17 protein-coding genes are annotated in these 18,463 nt (G+C 65.1%); 8 read left to right on the forward strand and 9 right to left on the reverse strand.

Translation table 11 applies throughout. The annotated features are described in order from the left end of the window. The 6 genes from MJD61_12825 to MJD61_12850 form a co-directional block, all read right to left on the reverse strand. Positions 1 to 350: hypothetical protein (locus MJD61_12825; GenBank protein MCG8556151.1), on the reverse strand; the 350-nt coding region annotated here is incomplete at its 3' end. Beyond that, positions 347 to 1,222 carry a DUF350 domain-containing protein gene (locus MJD61_12830; GenBank protein ID MCG8556152.1) on the reverse strand — a complete coding sequence of 292 codons (876 nt, stop codon included), beginning with the start codon at positions 1,220 to 1,222 and terminating at the stop codon, positions 347 to 349. The genes MJD61_12830 and MJD61_12825, both read right to left, overlap by 4 nt. 7 nt (positions 1,223 to 1,229) lie before the next feature. After that, entirely contained in the window at positions 1,230 to 1,880 is a 651-nt protein-coding gene (locus MJD61_12835; protein ID MCG8556153.1) for a DUF4178 domain-containing protein, read from the reverse strand. Positions 1,881 to 1,885: 5 nt separating this feature from the next. Beyond that, a complete protein-coding gene (locus MJD61_12840; GenBank protein MCG8556154.1) occupies positions 1,886 to 2,599 on the reverse strand; it encodes a PspA/IM30 family protein in 714 nt (237 codons plus the stop codon). Positions 2,600 to 2,736: 137 nt separating this feature from the next. After that, positions 2,737 to 3,147 (reverse strand): YbjN domain-containing protein, encoded by a 411-nt coding sequence (locus MJD61_12845; GenBank protein MCG8556155.1) that lies wholly within the window; start codon positions 3,145 to 3,147, stop codon positions 2,737 to 2,739. Further along, positions 3,144 to 3,515, reverse strand: a complete 372-nt coding sequence (locus MJD61_12850) for a DnaJ domain-containing protein (GenBank protein ID MCG8556156.1) — start codon at positions 3,513 to 3,515, stop codon at positions 3,144 to 3,146. Before MJD61_12850 ends, MJD61_12845 begins: the two co-directional genes overlap by 4 nt. Positions 3,516 to 3,596: 81 nt before the next feature. Here MJD61_12850 and MJD61_12855 point away from each other — a divergent pair, with 81 nt between their 5' ends. Further along, on the forward strand, positions 3,597 to 3,785 hold the full coding sequence (locus MJD61_12855; protein ID MCG8556157.1) for a hypothetical protein: 189 nt from the start codon (positions 3,597 to 3,599) through the stop codon (positions 3,783 to 3,785). Between the two features lie 240 nt (positions 3,786 to 4,025). On the opposite strand, the gene MJD61_12860 is transcribed toward MJD61_12855, so the two are convergent. Continuing rightward, positions 4,026 to 5,954 (reverse strand): Wzz/FepE/Etk N-terminal domain-containing protein, encoded by a 1,929-nt coding sequence (locus MJD61_12860; protein MCG8556158.1) that lies wholly within the window; start codon positions 5,952 to 5,954, stop codon positions 4,026 to 4,028. A gap of 213 nt (positions 5,955 to 6,167) precedes the next feature. Next, positions 6,168 to 6,506 carry a hypothetical protein gene (locus MJD61_12865; GenBank protein ID MCG8556159.1) on the reverse strand — a complete coding sequence of 113 codons (339 nt, stop codon included), beginning with the start codon at positions 6,504 to 6,506 and terminating at the stop codon, positions 6,168 to 6,170. A 351-nt stretch (positions 6,507 to 6,857) separates the two neighbouring features. On the opposite strand from MJD61_12865, the gene MJD61_12870 reads away from it, so the two are divergent. The 4 genes from MJD61_12870 to MJD61_12885 all read left to right on the forward strand — a co-directional run bounded on the left by MJD61_12870 (position 6,858) and on the right by MJD61_12885 (position 14,508). Continuing rightward, positions 6,858 to 9,275, forward strand: coding sequence for a hypothetical protein (locus MJD61_12870; protein MCG8556160.1), 2,418 nt, complete (start codon positions 6,858 to 6,860; stop codon positions 9,273 to 9,275). A gap of 90 nt (positions 9,276 to 9,365) precedes the next feature. Continuing rightward, positions 9,366 to 10,844: an ATP-binding protein gene (locus MJD61_12875; protein ID MCG8556161.1), complete on the forward strand. Its 1,479-nt coding sequence runs from the start codon at positions 9,366 to 9,368 to the stop codon at positions 10,842 to 10,844. Positions 10,845 to 11,207: 363 nt separating this feature from the next. Then, the gene (locus tag MJD61_12880) at positions 11,208 to 14,324 is read left to right on the forward strand and encodes a S8 family serine peptidase (GenBank protein MCG8556162.1); all 3,117 of its coding nucleotides are present in this window, start codon (positions 11,208 to 11,210) and stop codon (positions 14,322 to 14,324) included. Between the two features lie 31 nt (positions 14,325 to 14,355). After that, a complete protein-coding gene (locus tag MJD61_12885) occupies positions 14,356 to 14,508 on the forward strand; it encodes a hypothetical protein (protein MCG8556163.1) in 153 nt (50 codons plus the stop codon). Between the two features lie 2 nt (positions 14,509 to 14,510). Here the strand turns inward: MJD61_12885 and MJD61_12890 are convergent, their stop codons facing one another. Beyond that, positions 14,511 to 14,786, reverse strand: a complete 276-nt coding sequence (locus MJD61_12890; protein MCG8556164.1) for a DUF4143 domain-containing protein — start codon at positions 14,784 to 14,786, stop codon at positions 14,511 to 14,513. Between the two features lie 201 nt (positions 14,787 to 14,987). Between MJD61_12890 and MJD61_12895 the strand changes: the two genes are divergently transcribed. The 3 genes from MJD61_12895 (at position 14,988) to MJD61_12905 (ending at position 17,890) form a co-directional block, all read left to right on the forward strand. After that, entirely contained in the window at positions 14,988 to 15,170 is a 183-nt protein-coding gene (locus tag MJD61_12895; protein MCG8556165.1) for a hypothetical protein, read from the forward strand. 539 nt (positions 15,171 to 15,709) lie between these two features. Then, positions 15,710 to 17,332 carry a peroxidase family protein gene (locus MJD61_12900; GenBank protein ID MCG8556166.1) on the forward strand — a complete coding sequence of 541 codons (1,623 nt, stop codon included), beginning with the start codon at positions 15,710 to 15,712 and terminating at the stop codon, positions 17,330 to 17,332. Between the two features lie 417 nt (positions 17,333 to 17,749). Continuing rightward, the gene (locus tag MJD61_12905) at positions 17,750 to 17,890 is read left to right on the forward strand and encodes a hypothetical protein (GenBank protein ID MCG8556167.1); all 141 of its coding nucleotides are present in this window, start codon (positions 17,750 to 17,752) and stop codon (positions 17,888 to 17,890) included. Positions 17,891 to 18,463: the final 573 nt, after the last annotated feature.

Here is an 18,463-nt window from a genome sequence, read left to right on the forward strand (position 1 = left end):
CCCCCGTCGTCGTAGCCGCTTTCCCGCCAGAACTCCTCGCCGAAACCAAGCACGAACTCGCGCTTGCTATTCAATAGGTTGCCTGTCCAGTGCGTCCACTGACCGTCCGCCACCGGAGACGCGATTTCGATCTCGAGCACCGTATCGGAACCGCTGAGCTCGATGGGTCCGAGCACCCCTCCGGCCGGCGGAAGCTCTTCGTGCAGGATCCTGGTCGTGGAATACCCGGTGATGACTGCGGTCAGCAGACACAGCGCGGCAAAAACCCCTACCGCACCGCCGTAGCGAAACAGGCGCCGGCCCGATTCGCGAGCCTGCTCCCCGCCATCGCCCGCATCCATGACGCTCACCCGGCCACCAGCAGAGGCTGCAGCAACGGTTCGACATTCAGCGTGAACACGAGGAGCACAGCGAACGAAATCGCAATCGTCATTTCAAGGACCCCGATCCCGACGTTCCTGTCATCGCGGATCTCGCGATTGAGGTCGGCGCGCGCAAGGATGATCTTGTCGAAGGCTACCCGCACCAAGGGCAGCAAGACGAAGCCAAGCGCGGCATTGAGGCCGAAATTGGCCAGGTTGTAGCCCCAGCTGACGAAGTTGCCGACCGTGCCGTTGAACAGAATGATGCCGAGCGCTATCAGCGTGCCGCCGAAACTGACCCCCGCCGCCACGTTGTCGCGCTCGATCTCGGCGTGCACGTCGAACGGCATCAGCCAATCGTAGACCCGCGCAAACACGATCAGCGCAGCTTGGGCTACGACGAAAAAGAGCACGGCCGTGACGAGGGACCCCTCTCCATGCAGCGCTCCTGCCACAACCAGACCCGACGCCACATAGCTGCCAAACTCGACTGCGCCGGTGCCCGCGTTGCGGTCGTCGATCAGCTCCTTGGTGTTGCAGAAGCGGTTCAATATCAGCTTGTCGTTCACCCACCTGGAGGCGTTCAAGAGAAGGATCCCCAGCAGACCGTAGCCGCCAATTGCCAGAAGATCCTCACCAAGAGGCAGCTCGGGACCGATCAGCGCGCCGAGCAGCACGATGACGGTCCCGGCGAAGTAGCCCGTCACAGACAGCGCAACGGCGAAGTTATCGTGCTGCGTCAGCTGGCGATCGATGTTGTAGGGCGTGGTCCAGTCCTTGGCGAGCTTGGCCACCAAGAGCAGGCCGAAGCACAGCGCCAGCGTGGCAGGGCCCCCGAACAGATCGTTCATGAGCTGCATGACACCGTCACTCCGGAGCGTCCCCCGATACGGAGTAGACCGTGACCTGCTCGGCGGTCACGCTTTCGCTGTACGTGACGTCGTACGAACCGTCGTCCCAGCGTTCGATACCCAGGAAACGCCTCCCATCGTCGTCCTCGAAATCCCAATAGTAGAGCGATTCGGCCTCGGGCTGTCCGCCGCGATGGAAATTGGCGCGGTCCGAGTCATCGAGGTGGTAGGTGCGTCCCTCGAAGGACAGCTTGCCGTCCTCGTGCTCGTCCATGCGTTCGAGATCGCGCTTGTCGATGCCCAGATCGCGCATCTTGAGCTTGCGCAGCGCCACCGCGATCTCGAGCCCATCGTCCTGCTCGAAGTCGATCCAGACCGTTGCATCCCCGCGGTCGCACTCCAGCTCGTACCAGCGGGAGGTTCCCTGCTGGTACTCGTGACGTGCCCGGACGGTGACATCGAAGTCCTCGAGGTCCGGACCGACGGCAGCGAGGTGCAAGACACCGCCCGCTCGCACATTCTGCAGCTTGCGCTCGCTACCGAGCCCGGCGCCCGCGCGCAGCTGCCCGGGCATGCGATCCCCCGCGATCAACCGTGCGCGCCTGCGGTAGAAATAGACGCCCGCCGCCAACAGGCCAACGAGCAGAATGAGCGCCAGCTCGGGCATGGGAGCTAGCTCGCGCCCATCTTGGCCTTCAGGGCGGCCAACGAGTCGCTTGCAGCCGAGTCCGAACCCGTGCCCGAGGCCAGGGCCTTGTCGATCTCCGCGTCGACGCTGGTCTCCACCGAAGCCAGCTCGCCGTACGAGGCAGCGAGCGCCTCGTCCTCCACCACCCGCTCCTTCATGCGCTCCAGCATGGCGATGGTACCGCTCGAATCAACCTGCGCCAGCTGCTTGTTGAGCTTCTTGGTGGCGCCCGCCACCTTGGCCCTCGCCTTGAGCGTCGTGAGCTCCGTCTCGAAGCTGCTGATCTTGGATCGCAGCGTGCGGACGTTGCCCTCGAGCTGCGCCACCATCGCATCGTGCCGCCCGAGCTCGCGCACCAGCCCGGCAGCCGCTCCGGAAGCCTGATCGCGTTTGGCCAGGGCCTCGGTTGCCAGCCGATCGGCCTCGGCCGCCGCCAGCGACCCCCCCTGTCCTTTCTGCACCAGCAGCATCGCCTTCTTTTCGTACGTCGCGGCGGAGTCCTTGTTCGACTCGAGGTCGCGCCGCATGCGAATCTGCAAGGCTTTGACCTGTGCCAGGCTTTTCATGCTCTCATCCAGGTCCTTGCGCAGATCGCGAATGCCCTGCTCGGTCATCTTGATGGGATCCTCGAGCTTGGAGACCGCGGAGTGTGCCTCGGACTCCGCTACCTTGAACAATCGTTGAAAGAAACCGGCCATGGTTTGTCCCTTTGCTGTCTACTGTCTAGCTGCTGTCGAGCTGTGTCCACCGTCGAGCTGTGTCCAGTGTCGAGCTGCGTCCACTGTCGAGCTGTGTCCAGTGTCGAGCTGCGTGTCTGTGTGTGTCTACCGTCGAGCTACTCGGAACCTGCGGGCTGCTTGGCGAAGCTCAGCAGCTCCCCTGCGTATTCCGCCAAGGCGAGGCTGAGCGAGCTGATGGACGCCTCGAGCTCGTTGAGATCGAGGCTCTCGAGCTGAAGCGTGTCCCGGAACAGCACCCGCTCGCCTTCCTCGTCCACGACGAACGCGCCGTGCACGAGCGAGCGGTTCATCTGTAGCAGGCGCAACAGCACGCGTGGATCCGGCTCTGGCCCAAGAGCAAAGATGAACTGCTCGAGGATGAGAATCGGATCGTCGCAGTCGACGATCAGATGGCTGAGGCCACGCTGCTCGTCGTGCACTACCACCAGCTCGTCGTCGCCCTGCTCCGAGGCCGGCGCGAGCCCAAGCTCGCCGAGGTAGCCCTTCACCTTGTCAAAGTGGCTCATCGCGTTTCTCCGTGCTTGTGTTGATCGTCAAAGTGCGCCATGGCCTCGTTGAGGCGCCTGGTGATCTGCTCGGCGGTCGCACGCCGGCCAGGATCCTGGCTGTGCAGATCGGGATGGTATTTGCTCATGAGACGGCGATAGGCTGCCTTTATCTGCGCGTGCGACGCCCCTGCATCGAGCTCGAGGTTGGCCAGGTAGGAGGCTCGAATGCGCTGCGACTCGTCCTGCTCGAGGCTCGCTTCCGGCCGAGGCTCCGGCCGCCCGTGGCCGCTCTCGCCGCCCGCCTGCACCTGCGCATCAGAGGACCTGTCAAACCGTGCATGCAGCTCGCTGCGAACCACGCCAACCACCCGTCGCAATAGACCCATGTCGCACCGTAGCGGCCGTTCTAGACGAGGAGGCCGCCCTCGTCCACACCGGTCCCGGCGAAAAAAGTCGCTCGGACTGAAATGATTCAGGATCAGCGCAGCGTCTCGCGCAGGTTGCCCCGACTGTGCTCGGCCCAGGGCCGGTTTTCCGTGGTCGTGGTCCTGGTCCTGGTCGTGGTCGTGGTCGTACTCGTGGTCCTGGTCGTACTCGTGGTCGTCGTCGCCGGAACCGATCGAAACATGGTCGCTCCGGCAGGCGATCCTGCGTAGGTTCGGGCGTTCGGGCGGTCCGCGATGACGACTCCGCACACGTGCTGTAGCTCGTGCCGCGAGCCCATCGCTACGCGTCGCCAGGGCGGCGCCGGATTGCCAGTGCGGCCAGGTTCGATCCGCGGGCACCAGCTCGGCGCCTTGCATCGGGTGCGATGCGAGTTCTACGGCTGCGGCTGTCGTGGCGCCCTTCGCTTCACCGCATGCCCCCAACCGACAGGGACGTAGGGCATGGGCGGGTCAGGCGGTATTGCGCAGCGCACGCCAGAAGCTGTCGACATCCCCGATCCGATCCGGCAGCTCGGCGGCCGCGTCATCCACGCCCACGACCAGCATTCCCACGCCCTTGTCTCGACCCAGGCGTTCACGAAGCCTGGCCAGCTCGACCATGGAACGTCCCCCCGACGAAACCAGGACCAGCACCCGGTCGGCCATGCGGGCAGCTCGACGCAAGGCCTGGCCGGCCGGCGGGCCGTCCCAGGCGCACACCACAGGCAAGCCTCGCGGATCCCCGTCCGGCCGCGCTTCGCCAAGCTCCTCCGGTCCCTCCGCGCTCGCGTCGCCTTCGTTTCCGCTCGGCAGCATCAACGGACCCGAGGTCGCCATTGAATCGAGAGGATCCCGTGCGGAGCTGCGCGTCTGGTGCGCGCAGCGGCTCACGAGCGCAGCGACCTTGTGGGCCAGCGGCTCCTCGGCCCTACTCGCACCGACAACGAGGGTCACGCCGCGCGCATGGGCTGCACCATCGACCAGGTCGCCGACCAGACAGGCCAGCGCCCGCGAGTCGTGAGGCCAGGGCGAAGTGGCCACGACCGATGCTCGGCCCCAGTACGCGGCCTCGCGTGCGGTGCGCACGCGCAGTCCCCAGAGATCACGCAGGAGCAGCCCGAGGCAGACGAAAAGGACGAGGCCAAGAGCAACGCCAAAAACCACCACCTTTCGGCGGGACGAGCCCGGGTAGCGCGGGGGCTCCGCTTTCGAGAGCACCCGAAAACCCGGGAAGTCCGAGCGCATGGCATCGGCAGCCTCGGAAAGACGACCGGTGAGCTGGATCAGGTGTTCCTGGGCAACGCCCACCTGGGTGAGCAGCACCGATCCGCGTCCCTGGACTGCCTCGAGCTCAGTCAGGCGAGCACGCTTCGCCTTGGCCAGCTCCCGTGCTGCCTGCAGGCGCACCTGGGCCTGCCTTCTCTTGACGCTCGCGTCACGCAGCCCGGCCACGACGGCAACGTGCTCCGGGTTCAAGCCGAAGGTGCCTGCGCTCACGGTCTCGCTCATCTCGGCGGCCTTGCTGCGAAGCGACGCGACGTGTGCCCTTTGGCGCAGAATCGATGGATGGTCCGGCGCCAGCCGCGCTTCGTCCGCCGAGAGCTTGGCCTCGGCGGCGGCCAGCTCCGCCTGCAGCGGGTTGGAAACGCTCGTGGACAGCGCCATGCGTTTTCGTTGGTGGCGCTTGTCCTTTCGGTACATGCGCTCGGTCTCTTCGAGCGCGTCGATCTCGGCCGCCAGCTCCCCGACCTCTGCCTCGGCCACGGTGAGCTCCTTGGTCGTTGTCTCGATGGCATGCAACAGGTCGGTCACTCCGAGCTCGGCTCGAAAGGCGTCGTAGGTCCGCTGCGCCTCTGCGAACTTGGCCTTGGTGGCGGCCACGTCGCGGCCGAGGGACTTGGTCAGATCGGTGTTGCGCGAGCTCAGCATGCGCTTTCTATGCTCGGCAAAGACACTCACCGTCGTGTTCGCGAGATCGGCCGCGCGCTCGGCAGATGCCGCCCTCGCGAGGATCGTGATCACGCTGCTGCCCCCTTCCACGTCGACCTCGAGCGCCCGGCCAATAGCTTCCGGCTCCTGGTTTCCGCCCAACCGTTTGGCGATGCTCGCGAGATTGGAGTGCAAGGTCACCCCTTCCACCATCGTGTAGAGCTCGCGGGGATGGGGTGCCACGCGTTGATCGTCGCCCACGTCGGGTTCCCATTGCAGCAGCGTGCTCGCTTCGTATTCGGGGTTCACATACCATTTGGCAATCGCTGCCCCGAGCAGCGCGCCGAGCACGGCAGTCAAGCCTATCAGCCGTCTCGCCCCCCAAAGCACCCGCAGCAGGCGAGCAGGATCGACAGCCACGCCGAGCCTGTGGTTCTTGGATTCGACATCGAATTGCTCGTCTGTTTCCATGGTTACTCGCCCTCCGCTGTGGGCATGGCTACGCTGGCTACGCTGTGGGCATGGCTATGCCGGCTGCGCTGGCTACGCTGTGGACAACCTGTACGGGGCCTCAGCCATGGCGAGCGCATGGTAGACAACACAATCGTGGACAACACAGATGCGTAAAACGCCGCAATGGCGCGACTGATGAACCACGGCCCGGCCGGAAACGAGAGTCTCGGGCTAGGGCAAGGCCTCGCGAGCCGTCCGGCGGCGGCGCTCGCTCAATACCAAGGCGCCACCCACCAGAAGGACGAAGCCCGCACCCGCGGCTCCTGGATCCAGCTCGGGCGTGCCGGGAGCATGCGCTATCTGGGCCCGTGTCGGACGCGCACAGCGGGCCCGTCGCAACGCCGCGAGACGCTTCTTGGACCGAAGGTGACGCCGATGTCGGATCTTCCTTATCACGTGCCCCCGGGTGAAACGGTGCGGCCCCGTACTGAAACTGTCAGCCTGTGCTACACCACTGGGCATCAGCAACGAACCAGCTACGATTGACAACGCAAGGATAAACGACTTCATCCGGGGTCCTCCCCCTTTCGGTTCTATGGGGTAGATGCGTTTCTAGTCAGAACGCATAGATATGTTGTTGTAGCATCGTGTAGGCCTCAGGCAAGCAACAATACACATTTTTACGGTAATGCTGCTGTGGTAACATATTTTGCGTGCCCCAAAAGAGGGGCTCTTACCTTCTCAGGTACGCATGCATCCCAAGGTCAGGCCGTGACGTCGAGACAAGCCCATATCCGTGGCCCGGCAGGGCCGGCCAACCGACGCCGCGGGCTCGGGCCGTGCGGCCTGGGCGGCCTTCTCTGGCTGGGTCTCGCCTTGACCGGTTGCGGGAGCGACGGGGTGGGCGGTGAACGCGGGCCCATGCCTGGGAGCGTTGGTGCTGCATGCAACGCCACCCTGCTGATCTGCGAGCCGGGATTGAGCTGCATCGGCGGCAGCTGCCAGCCGCCGCCCGGCGCCGGTGAAGGCGGCCGCTGCACGCTGGCGACCGACTGCGCCGCGGGCTTGTTCTGCAGCGTGACGGGCGTTTGCCAGGTATCGGGAACCGGCAGCGCGGGCAGCGCCTGCCGCAGCACCAGCGACTGCCAGCAGGGCCTACGCTGCGTAACTCAAGGCCTGGCAGGGCTGTGTCAGGCCGGCGGCAGCGGCGCGCCAGGGGCGGCATGCACCACCGCAAGCGACTGCATGGCCGGGCTCGTCTGCAACGGAACCTGCACCAACCCCGGGCCCGGTGGCCAACCGCCGCCCGGTGGCCAACCGCCGCCCGGCGGCCAGCCGCCTCCCGGTGGCAACCCGCCACCTAGCTGGACGAACGCCAAGTGCGCTGCGGACGATCCCGAGCCGGTCGCCTACTTCGACGTGCCGCGCACCGGCAACCAGCACGACTTTTATCGGCTGCCGTTCCCCAACGACGTTCGAAGGCTCGAGCGCGGGCTCGACCTCGGCGGCCACGCTGAGCCGCCAACTGCCATCAGCGCGCTGGTCGAGCTCTACCTCGAAGCGTCTCAAACGGACCTGGAGGGCTTCGCAACCAACCCCGTGGTCTTCTTCCGCTTCTCGCAACCCTACCGCTGGGCCGACGTGAGCCCCGGCTCCGTGATGCTAGTAGATATCACGCCTGGCTCGCCGACCTACAACCTACCCCACGCCGTACGCTGGCTCACGACCGAGGGCAGGGTCAGCAACTACATCTGCAACAACTGGCTTGGCGTGGCACACGGTCTGGGCACTGCGTTGCACCCTTCCACCACCTACGCCGTGATCCTCTCGACGGCGCTGCTGCCAAAGCAGGGAGGCGAGTTCGCTCGCGCCCCGGATCTCACGGCGCTCTTGACGGAGGGCAGCCCCGCCGAAGCGGCCCTCGGCCCGGCGCACGCTGCGTATGCACCGCTGAGGGCCTGGCTGACGGATGTTGGCCACGACCCCGCGAGCATCTTGAATGCGGCCGTCTTCACCACCCAGGACCCGCACGCACCTGTCGCCGCTCTGAAGCAAGCCGTCCAGTCGGCTCCTGCGGCGGGTGTGAGCGAGCTCACACGCTGCGCTGCCGGCAGCCCATCGCCCTGCGCAGACGGCACACCGGAGCGCACGTGCGGCACGCCCGCCGGCGACTACGTCGAGCTACACGGACGCATCGCGCTGCCGATCTTCCAGCAGGGCACACCGCCCTACGAAAAGCCGGCCGACGGCGGCGCGATCCCCCATCCCACCGCCACCGGTCTCGAGCCCGCGCGCACCGAAAACGTGTGCTTCGCCCTCACCGTGCCTCAAGGGCCGCCACCTCCGGACGGCTTTCCGCTCATGCTCTACGCCCACGGCACCGGAGGATCGTTCACGGCCGCCGTCCGCAACGGCCTTGCGGCCGACATGGCACGCGCCGAAGCGGGGGGCAGTCCCGTACCCGCCGCGACCCTCACCATAGACCTGCCGCAGCACGGCAGCCGCCGCGGCAGCTCGCGCCAAAGCCCCGAGCTGCTCTTCTTCAACTTCCTCAACCCCCGCGCGGCACGCGACAACGTGCTGCAGGGTAGCGCGGACCTGATGTCGCTCGTGCGCTGGGCCGGCCAGTACACTGCCGAGGCCGCGAGCTCGCCCACGGGCGAGGCCATCCGCTTTGATGCGAGCCGCCTCGTGCTTTTCGCGCACTCCCAGGGCGCCATGCATGCGACCCTCATGCTCCCCTTCCAGAGCGGGCTGGCGGCGGTCGTGCTTTCGGGCAACGGAGCCCATCTGACCCAATCGCTGCTGCACAAGCGCAACCCCGTCGACATCGCGGCCACGGTGCCGGTTGCCCTGCTCGACCCCGGCCCGGATGGACGCCTGGCCGTCGGCGACATGAACCCCATGCTCGCGCTCTTCCAGGGCTTTTTCGAGCGCTCCGACGGGATCAACTTCGCGGCCGCCCTGCGCCCCGAAGCCGAAAACGCACAGGACCTTCCGCACCTCTTCATGACCTACGGGCCGGGCGACACGTTCTCGCCCGAACCGGCCATGCAGGCCTATGCCAGAGGTGCCGGGCTGACCCAGGTGACTCCGGTGCTGCAGGACTTCAGCCAAATCACCGCCGATCCCCCGCTCTCCGGCAACGCGCCCGCGGGCGCGATGGGCACCCGCACGCTCGCCTTGCGCCAGTACGCGCCCGCCACGGGCGAGGACGGTCATTTCGTGGCAACCCGCACCATGCAAGGTCGCGCCGACGTGATCCGGTTCCTGTCGCAAGCGCTGGCCGGCGAAGTGCCCAGCGTCGGTGCCGGCCCAGCCACCGGCGTCCAGCCGTAACAGGACGAGCCTTAGATTTGGCCAGCTAATACTGGAAACGTAGCCAAATCTCTCTTGAGCCGACAGATTTGGCCAGCTATTCTCAACAAGGTGGCCAAATCTCGTATCGTCGCACGCGGCCGCGAGCGCGAGCTGCTCGAAAGCACGCTCGAATCACGACGGCCCGAGCTCCTTACTTTGTACGGTCGCCGGCGCGTGGGAAAGACCTACTTGATTCGCTCCGTCGTGCAACCAGCCGCAGGAACCTACCTCGAGATCACCGGAGAAAAGGGCGGCACGACCCGTCTTCAGCTCCGGCGTTTTCGACAGGCGATCGAGGCTGCCTGGGACCTCGCGGTTCCGCTGCCGGACTTCAAATCCTGGGACGACGCACTGAGCTATTTGTGCGATCTGGTGCAGGCGCGCGCCAAGCAGCAGCCCAACAAGACCATCGCACTGTTCTTTGACGAGCTCCCCTGGCTGGCGACCCCACGGGCGCGCCTCCTGGAGTCCATCGACCATGCCTGGAACACGCGGCTCTCGCGTTTGCCACAGCTCAAGCTCATTCTCTGCGGCAGCGCAGCTTCCTGGATGCTGCGCCGCATCGTCCACGCCAAAGGCGGCCTGCACAACCGCCTGACGCGCCAGCTGCGTCTCGAAGCCTTCACCTTGAGCGAAGCCCTCGAGTACTTGCGCGCCCGCCGGCTGAGGTTTTCCGAGCGCGAAGCGCTCGAGCTGTACATGAGCCTCGGCGGTGTGCCCTACTACCTCGACCTGATCGAGCGCGGGCAATCTGCGACGGAAGCCATAGGACGCCTGTGCTTCGAGCGCGGCGGTGCACTACGAAACGAATTCCGCAACGTGTTCGAAAGCCTATTCGAGCACCACGAGGAGCACCAGCGAATCGTGCGCACGCTGGCGCGACGGCGCCGCGGACTAACCAGAAACGAGCTGCTCAGCGCCCTGGGCGCTTCGTCCGGCGGAGGCATCAACCGGCGCCTGCAGGAGCTGGAGGAGGCCGGGTTCGTCGCCCGCGTGGAGCCCTACGACAAGAAGGTGAAGCAGGCGCTGTTCAGGCTGATCGACGAGTACACGCTCTTTCACCTGAAGTGGGTCGAGTCGAGCCCCAGGGGCGTGCTGGCGCGTGGCGGAGCCGCCTACTGGCAAGGTCGCGCCCAGACACCCGCCTACACCGCCTGGGCAGGCTACGCCTTCGAGGGCGTCTGCCTGAAGCACGCTCAGGAGCTCGCCCGCGCTCTCGGCATCAGCAGCCTTGTCACCGCGCTGGGTTCCTGGACCTGCCTGGCTCCCAAGGGCAAGCCCGAACGCGAAGGGGCTCAGGTCGATTTGCTCTTCGAGCGTGCAGACGGCGTTATCAACCTGTGTGAAATCAAGTTCAGCCGCGATCCTTTCGTGATCACCAAAGATTATGCCCGCACATTGAAGGACAAGCTGCGCATCTTCGAGCAGCAAACAAAGACCAGAAAACGCGTCCTGCTGACGCTGGTCGCGCCGCACGGGCTTCGGAAAAACAGCTGGTCCGAAGATCTGGTCGACCGAGTCCTGGACGCGAGGGCTCTGCTCGGCTGACCTGCAACTTCGTTGCAGACCCCGGTGAACGGTTACGCGCCACCCGCGGGTGGTCTTACACGATACTCGAGCAAGTCAAGGCGCAATTGTCGCATTCGACAAATACCCAATAGCGAGTAAGAAACTCCTTGACCAGATGCCGATCGCGGCGAATAACTTCCTCTGAGCCCGCACCCGTTGCACCTGCGGTGCCTTGTACGCTCGGGGTAGCTCATCAGGGGTATTCAGCGGGCGTAGCTCGTCAAGGGCGCTCGGGGGGCGTAGCTCATCAAGGGTATTCAGCGGGCGTAGCTCGCAGGGGTATTTCATCGAACATAGTTCGTCAGGGTTAACTCAGCAGGGGTGATTCATCAGGGGTAGTTTATGAAGCTTGTGTCAGTTCGAACCAGGCTGCTCGCATGTGTGTTCGTTGCGCTGATCGGATGCTCGCAAGAACCGATCGCGGGACCCATCGACAACCAGACCGCGGCGCTGACGCTCCGGCACGGCGGCGCGCTCGCCAAGCTGGACCGCACGCTGCAAGCCGCCTACGTGAGGTGGGCGGCCGCCAAGCGGCACCCGAAGTGGCGCGGCCTGGCCAACCTGCCCCGCCTCATGCCCGAACGCCTGATGAGCGTGCGCAAGGGGCGCTTTCAGGGCCGAGAGGCGGCCCTGGTGGACGTGTTCATTCAGACCGACAGCGGCCCGAGGCAAACCGCGAGCCTCGGGGCGCTGAGCGTGCTCGGCGCGCGCATCCGCACGGTGGTCAGCAACGGCATCGTCACCGCGACCGTACCCATGGAAAGGCTGCCGGACATCGCCAAGCTCGCGGCCGTGTCGCGCGTGGAGTGCGCCCCGCGCGTGGAGAAGCTCATGGACATCAGCCGCGGGCCCACGGGCGTCAACGTGCCGCCGAGCCTGCGTCCCGAGGGCTCGCCCGCGACCGGCGGCGCGGGCGTCGTGGTCGGCCTCCTGGACACCGGCATCGACTGGAACCACGCCGACTTCAGGGATGCGCAGGGCACTACCCGCGTGCACGCCTTGTGGGACCAATCGGACTACGCGGACGCGAACCCACCGGATCAGAGCCCCCCGGGCAAGACCTACGGCCACGTCTACGAGGCCGCCGACATTCAGGCCTGCATCGACGGGCAAGGCACCTACTGCGTCCAAAAAGACATCGACGCGCATGGCTCGCATGTGCTCGGCACGGCCGCTGCCAGCGGCCTGGCACACGGCGACGGCAGCGTCCCCTACCAGTTCGCAGGCGTGGCTCCGGAGGCCACGCTGATCGTCGTCAAGTTCGATTTTCTCGGTCCCAGAAACAACGCGCTCGGCATCATCGACGGAGTGGACTGGATCTTCCAGCGCGCGGCCGCGTTGAACATGCCGGCAGTCGTCAACTTGAGCCTCGGCAACGACCTCGGGCCGCACGACGGCTCCACGCTGCAGGAGCTCGGCCTCGACAGCCTGGTCGGCCAGGGCCGGATCGTCGTGGCCGCCGCGGGCAACGCCGCGCGCAATGCGGGCGGCCGCACCGCCCACCTGTGGGGACCACCCATTCACGGAAGCAGCGCCGTGCCGCAAGGCGGCTGCTCGGAAATCGCCATCGACATGCCTGCCGGCGCGACCGGCGACTACCTGTTCGTCAGCGTCTGGTACCCGGGCAGCGATCGCAACCGGATCCGCGTCATCACACCCTCGGGTGCGACCTACCCGAACGCCTTCGGCCGCTGGTTCCGCGTTTGGGACACCGGCACGCCCACGACCTATTATCGCACTTCCGAGGGCACGATCTCGGTCGGCAACGGCGGCGACCGGCTGGGCTGGGGCAGCAACAACGGGGATAACGAGCTGTTCGTGCAGCTATCCGACTTCGACAACGCCAGCCCGGTGGCAAAAGGCCTGTGGCGCCTGCACATCTGCGACGACGGCATGGCCGGCAGCGAGAGCGAGTACCACGCCTGGTTCGGCCGCAGCGCGCCCATGCTTGCAGCACGCTTGCTCTTCGACGGCAAGCCCACCGATAACCAGATGACCGTCAACGCTCCAGGCACCGCCCGCAACCTGATCACCGTCGGCGCCTACACCACGCGCATGGCCTGGCAGTACGCCGACCTGTACCCCGCCGACGGCACGTGCGAGCACAGCGAGACGACACCCTGCTGCCAGTTCTACAACGACTACCCGTGGGGCCCGCAGTCGACCCTGGACCCCTTCTTCATGGATATGGAGGGGGGTGCCAAAGGCTTCTTCGACTACGACTTCGCTAAAGACGGGCATCCCTGCTACCTGGACGGCCCTTCGGACTGGAGCGAGCCCTACAACCTGCTGGCCCACTTCAGCTCCCGCGGACCCACGCGGGACGACCGGACCAAGCCCGAGATCGCGGCTCCCGGTGTCGGCATCGCGGCCACCTTGAGCCAGGACACGCTCGAGCACCACCTGTCGCTGCCGCCCCACCAGTCGTCGCTGCGCTGGGCCAACCTCGTCACCTCGGACCAAAAGCACTTCGTGCTCATGGGCACGAGCATGGCCGCGCCCCACGTCACGGGCGCCGTGGCCCTGTTGCTCGAGCGAGACGCCAACCTCGACCACACCGCCGCTCGCACGATCCTCACGAACAGCGCACGGCGCGACGACTACACCGGCAGCGAGCCCAACGACGACTGGGGCGCCGGCAAGACCGACGTGGCGGCAGCCCTCGCCCAGCTCGAGCCAGCACCGGGATGCAGCGCCGACGGGGGCTGCATGACCCACGCGGACGACATGTGCTTCAACGACGTTTGTGTCGACGGGCAGTGCACCGCAGTGCCCAAAGACTGCAAGGACACCGACGCGTGCACCACCGACAGCTGCGATCCAGCTATCGGCTGCGTGAACGCCCCGATCGTATGCAACGATGACAATGGGTGCACCAGCGACCGCTGCCACTCGACTACGGGGGAGTGCGTCTACGAGGAGATACTCTGCCCGGGCAGCGACGCGTGCAACCCCGGCAGCTGCGACCCCGACACGGGAACCTGCACGAGCACGCCGATCAGCTGCGAAGACAACAACGAGTGCACGATTGACAGCTGCGACGCCGATTCGGGCTGCACGTACGAGTTCGTCGCTGCAGGGACCCTGTGCAATGGAGGCGCCGGCATCTGCAACGACGCGGGCGGCTGCGACCCAACCTGCAACGCCTCGGGCAGCGTCTCCGGGTCCAACCGCAACGCCTACGTTCCGATTGGCACCGAACCGCTCGCCTACGGCACGACCGTCAGCGCCACGCTCGACTGCGCTCAAGGAGCCGGCAACGTCGATTTGTACCTGCAGCGCTGCCGCAACACCAGAAGCCCCTGCACCTCGTGGCGCACCCGGCGCAGCTCGCGCCGCTCCACCTGCAGCGAAAACCTCGCCCACGTGGTCACCCGCTACGCCGGCCGCCACTTCCGCTGGCGCATCCGCCACCGCTCCGGCGGCACCGCCAGCTACTGCCTGAACCACACCCCGTAAACTCCAATACAGATTCATGTACATCCGGTCGATGCACTCGACCTGGCCGCGGCGTGCCTACCCACACCCGGACCGTGAACGATCGCGCATCGTGGTCGTGGCCGTGCCCGTGCCCGTGGCCGTGGTCGTGGCCGTAGGCGTAGTCGTGGTCGTGGCCGTGGTCGTGGTCGTAGGCGCCCACTAACACTAGAACAGATCGCCCGACCATAGCCGGTCGGCGAACTGAGATGCGGGCAAGACCCAGATGCCATCCTCGGTCTTGCGGGCTTTGGGCTCCAGACACACCGCCAGCGGCCGCTTCAGGCGTGGATACTCGTCCCGCAACGCTCGCAGACCCCTCAAATGTTGAGAAGACAGCGTGCGCGTGGCCTTGCACTCGATAGCCAGCTCGACGTCGTCGATGATGAAGTCCACTTCGACACCACTCGCCAAACGCCAGTAGCTCAGCTGCGCAAAGCTCAAGGCGCAGCAACTCCGGATTCTGCAAATAGCGCCGGTATTCGTCCGCTTTGAGCAGATCGATCCAGAGAGCTTCGGGGTACGCTTGGCGTAGCAGCGTACTCTTGCCTGTCTGTCAGGGACCCCATAGGAAGAAAGTCTCGCTCCCAGGGCCCGGAAGAGCTAGTGACCGAGTGTACATATACTTCAATATATCATGATAAATTGAAGTACAAGATCACGGATGAGGTCTACGACTACGACCACGACCACGACCACGACCACGACCACGACCACGACTACGGCCACGGCCACGCAACGGCCACCACAGCTCGCTGGGATCTGGCCCTGGCCCCGCGCGTGACCACGGCGCTCCCGTTCGGAAAGCAAAACGAAAAAACACCTTGACAGCCTGGCCGCTGCCTGACAGGACTCACCAAGCTCGCCTTGCAGCACGAGGTTTTCCAAAGGGAGCGGTCTCTGGGTGTTCGAGCATTGAACACTCTCTGGCGAGCCGGACCGCGGGCGACGAAGTTTTTCACACACAGCAGTTGATCACCGGTTTCGAGCGTAGGACTCGGCTCGGTTAACCGGGGGAGAGCGTACGACCGGCAGTGTCGTCGCGACCGCCGCGTGCAAGCACGGACGCGCGCGCGACATCGCACGAAAACGCGGCACGCCGGTCACGCGCATGAAAAGCGCGCGCAAGAACACGCGCGCAAGAGAGGCAGTGTAGCCACAGCCTGTGCAGCAGACAGGCTGTAACAGTGGAGTTGCGGGCGACGCACCTCGTTTCCACGGCTGCCGGGACTCCGTTCGGCGACTTGCCGCCTCGTGCTCGGCCTATAAACAAACAGGTTTCCATGCTCAAAGGCACCGATTCTTCCAGCCCAAAATCAGGAACCTACAATCCGCAGACTCGCCGCTCCCTGCGGCCGATCGCGTTTATGGTACTGGCGGCATCAGTTCCAGGACTGCACGCTCCGGCCCAGGCCCAGAGCCTGGCCGACGAGATCGGCGCGGTGCTCGACAGCGCCTTTCGCGGCACCAAGCCCGCCTGCGTCGATGCGATCCCACGCTTTCGCAGCATCGACGGCAGCGGCAACCACTGCCACGACCCGGATATAGGTAAGGCCGACACACCCCTGGCACGCCGCGTCGAGTCCAACTACGACCACCCCAACCCGAGGGCCATCAGCAACGCCGTCAACAAACACCCAGACGGCCCCAAGCTCAACACCGTAGGCGCCAGCGATTTCCTGTGGCAGTGGGGCCAGTTCCTGGACCACGACATCGATCTGACCGGCGGCACGAAGGAGTCCCAGCCCATCCCGGTGCCCCTTGGTGACCATCACTTCGACCCCGGCGAAGACGGAAACGCATCCATCGACTTCCACCGCTCGCTCCACGACCCCGATACCGGGACCGACGCGGGCAACCCCCGCCAGCAGCTCAACGAGATCACGACCTGGATCGATGCCTCCAACGTCTACGGCTCCGACCCCACCCGCGCCGCGGCCCTGCGTCGCATGGACCGCAGCGGCAAGCTCAAGACGAGCTGGGGCGGGCGCCTAGGGCCCCTGCTGCCCCTGAATACCTCGCACCAGGCCAACGCCCCCACGCCCCACGATCCCACCCTCTTTCTCGCCGGCGACATCCGCGCCAACGAACAGGCCGGCCTGACCGCCCTGCACACGCTCTTCGTACGCGAGCACAACCGCATCGCGCACGATTTGCGCAAGCACAACCCACAAAAAACCGGAGAGTGGATCTACCAGGAAGCTCGGCGCTGGGTCGGCGCCCTCATGCAGCACATTACCTATAACGAGTTTCTCCCCCTTCTCCTGGGCCCGGGCGCCCTGAGCCCCTACTCCGGCTACAAGCCCGAGGTCGACGCCAGCATCGCCAACGTCTTCTCCACCGCCACCTACCGCTTCGGCCACAGCGCCGTCGGCTCCGCTCTAAGGCTTATCGACAGCCGTGGCTACAGCAGCGCCCTACCCCTGCGCGAGGCCTTCTTCAACCCCCACATCATCAAGACGCACGGCATCGAGCCCCTGCTGCGCGGTCTCGCCAGCCAGCAATGCGAAGACGTCGACGTCTTCCTGGTCGATGAGCTGCGCAACTTCCTCTTTGGCCCACCAAACGAACGCGGCCTCGATCTCGCCGCCTTGAACATCCAGCGCGGCCGCGATCACGGCCTGCCGCGCTACAACGACGTCCGCCACGCCTACGGCCTGGCCCGCATCAAACACTGGGCCCAGTTCCCTGCCCCCCTCGCCATCCGCAACAGGCTTGCCAGCGTCTACAAGCACGTGGACCACATCGACGTCTGGGTCGGGGGCCTGGCCGAAAACCATCGCTGGAACGCCATGGTTGGCCCCCTAGTCTGGCGCTCGCTCAAAGAACAATTCGAAGCGCTCCGCGACGGCGACCGTTTTTGGTACGAGCGGATATTTACCCAAAAGGATCTGCGCAAAGTCAAACACACCAAACTGTCCGATGTCATTCGGCGCAACACCAACATCAAGCGGGCCGAGATCCGCGACGACGTCTTTCGGGTGGACTAGGGCGTAGTCGTGAACGTGGTCGTGGTCGTGGTCGTGGTCGTGAACGTAGTCGAATTCCTCCCAACCACAGCCACCAGCACCGCAGCCTCTTCGGCAGCTCGCGACAATCGCTGCGAAGCAGCGTGATTGCAGAAGCTTCCAGGCGCAACGGAGCGCCTACGACCACGGCCACGACCACGACCACGACCACGTTCACGACCACGTTCACGACCACGATCACGATCACGATCGCGACTGCCGCATGATCACATCCTTCCGATCAAATCTCGGGCACTTACGAGGCCGTGTTTCAGAACAAGGCGAATTCGACGCCCGCTTGCAGCGGTCCGTGCGTCGTAAATATCCCGAAACTGATCCAAATGGCTGCGAATTCAGGCCTTCCCGAGATGGGTATGTGGGCCAGGCATAGTCGTAGTCGTGATCGTGATCGTGATCGTGGTCGTGGTCGTGGTCGTGGTCGTGGTCGTGGTCGTGTACGTAGCCGAATTCCTCCCAACCGCAGCCACCAGCACCGAAGCCTCTTCGGCAGCTCGCGACAATCGCTGCGCAGCAGCGTGATTGCAGAAGCTTCCAGGCCCAACGGAGCGACCACGACCACGATCACGTTCACGACCACGGATGGCAGCATCGTGGTGGCTCCGGTTTTCCCATCCATTAGCATTGTAGCCTGGAACAAGCGTCAAACTTGGAAACCATGTCTAATTCGATAAGAATTAGCAACAGCAAACAATAAGGAAAAGCCTCAATATCTGGCATAATTTCTTTGGAAAAAGCGATTTGAGCGTCTTGCCTATCGCTATTGACTTCGACTAGAGTCGGGCGCTGTAATCGAATAGCAGGCTCGCGGGCCGGCACGTTTCACGGTGCGGCGCGCGTCCGAGCGGGGGTCCTTCGCTCGGGGTCTGCATCAGCAGCGGCACGCCATCCGGCGGGCCGTGGGGTTTTGTAATCAAGGAGCGAAGTAATGAACAGAAGGAAGAACAGACACTCCAAGCGAGTGTTGATCTGCAGCGCAATGCTCGGCCTCGCCATGGCAGGCGCCGCGGCATGCGTGAGCAATGACGAGGTTGGGAAGGAACCCAGGGTTGCCACCGCGAAGGCGGAATTGATTATCACTGACCTCTGGCTGCC

This window comes from Pseudomonadota bacterium (assembly GCA_022361155.1).
Classification (GTDB): domain Bacteria; phylum Myxococcota_A; class Polyangia; order Polyangiales; family JAKSBK01; genus JAKSBK01.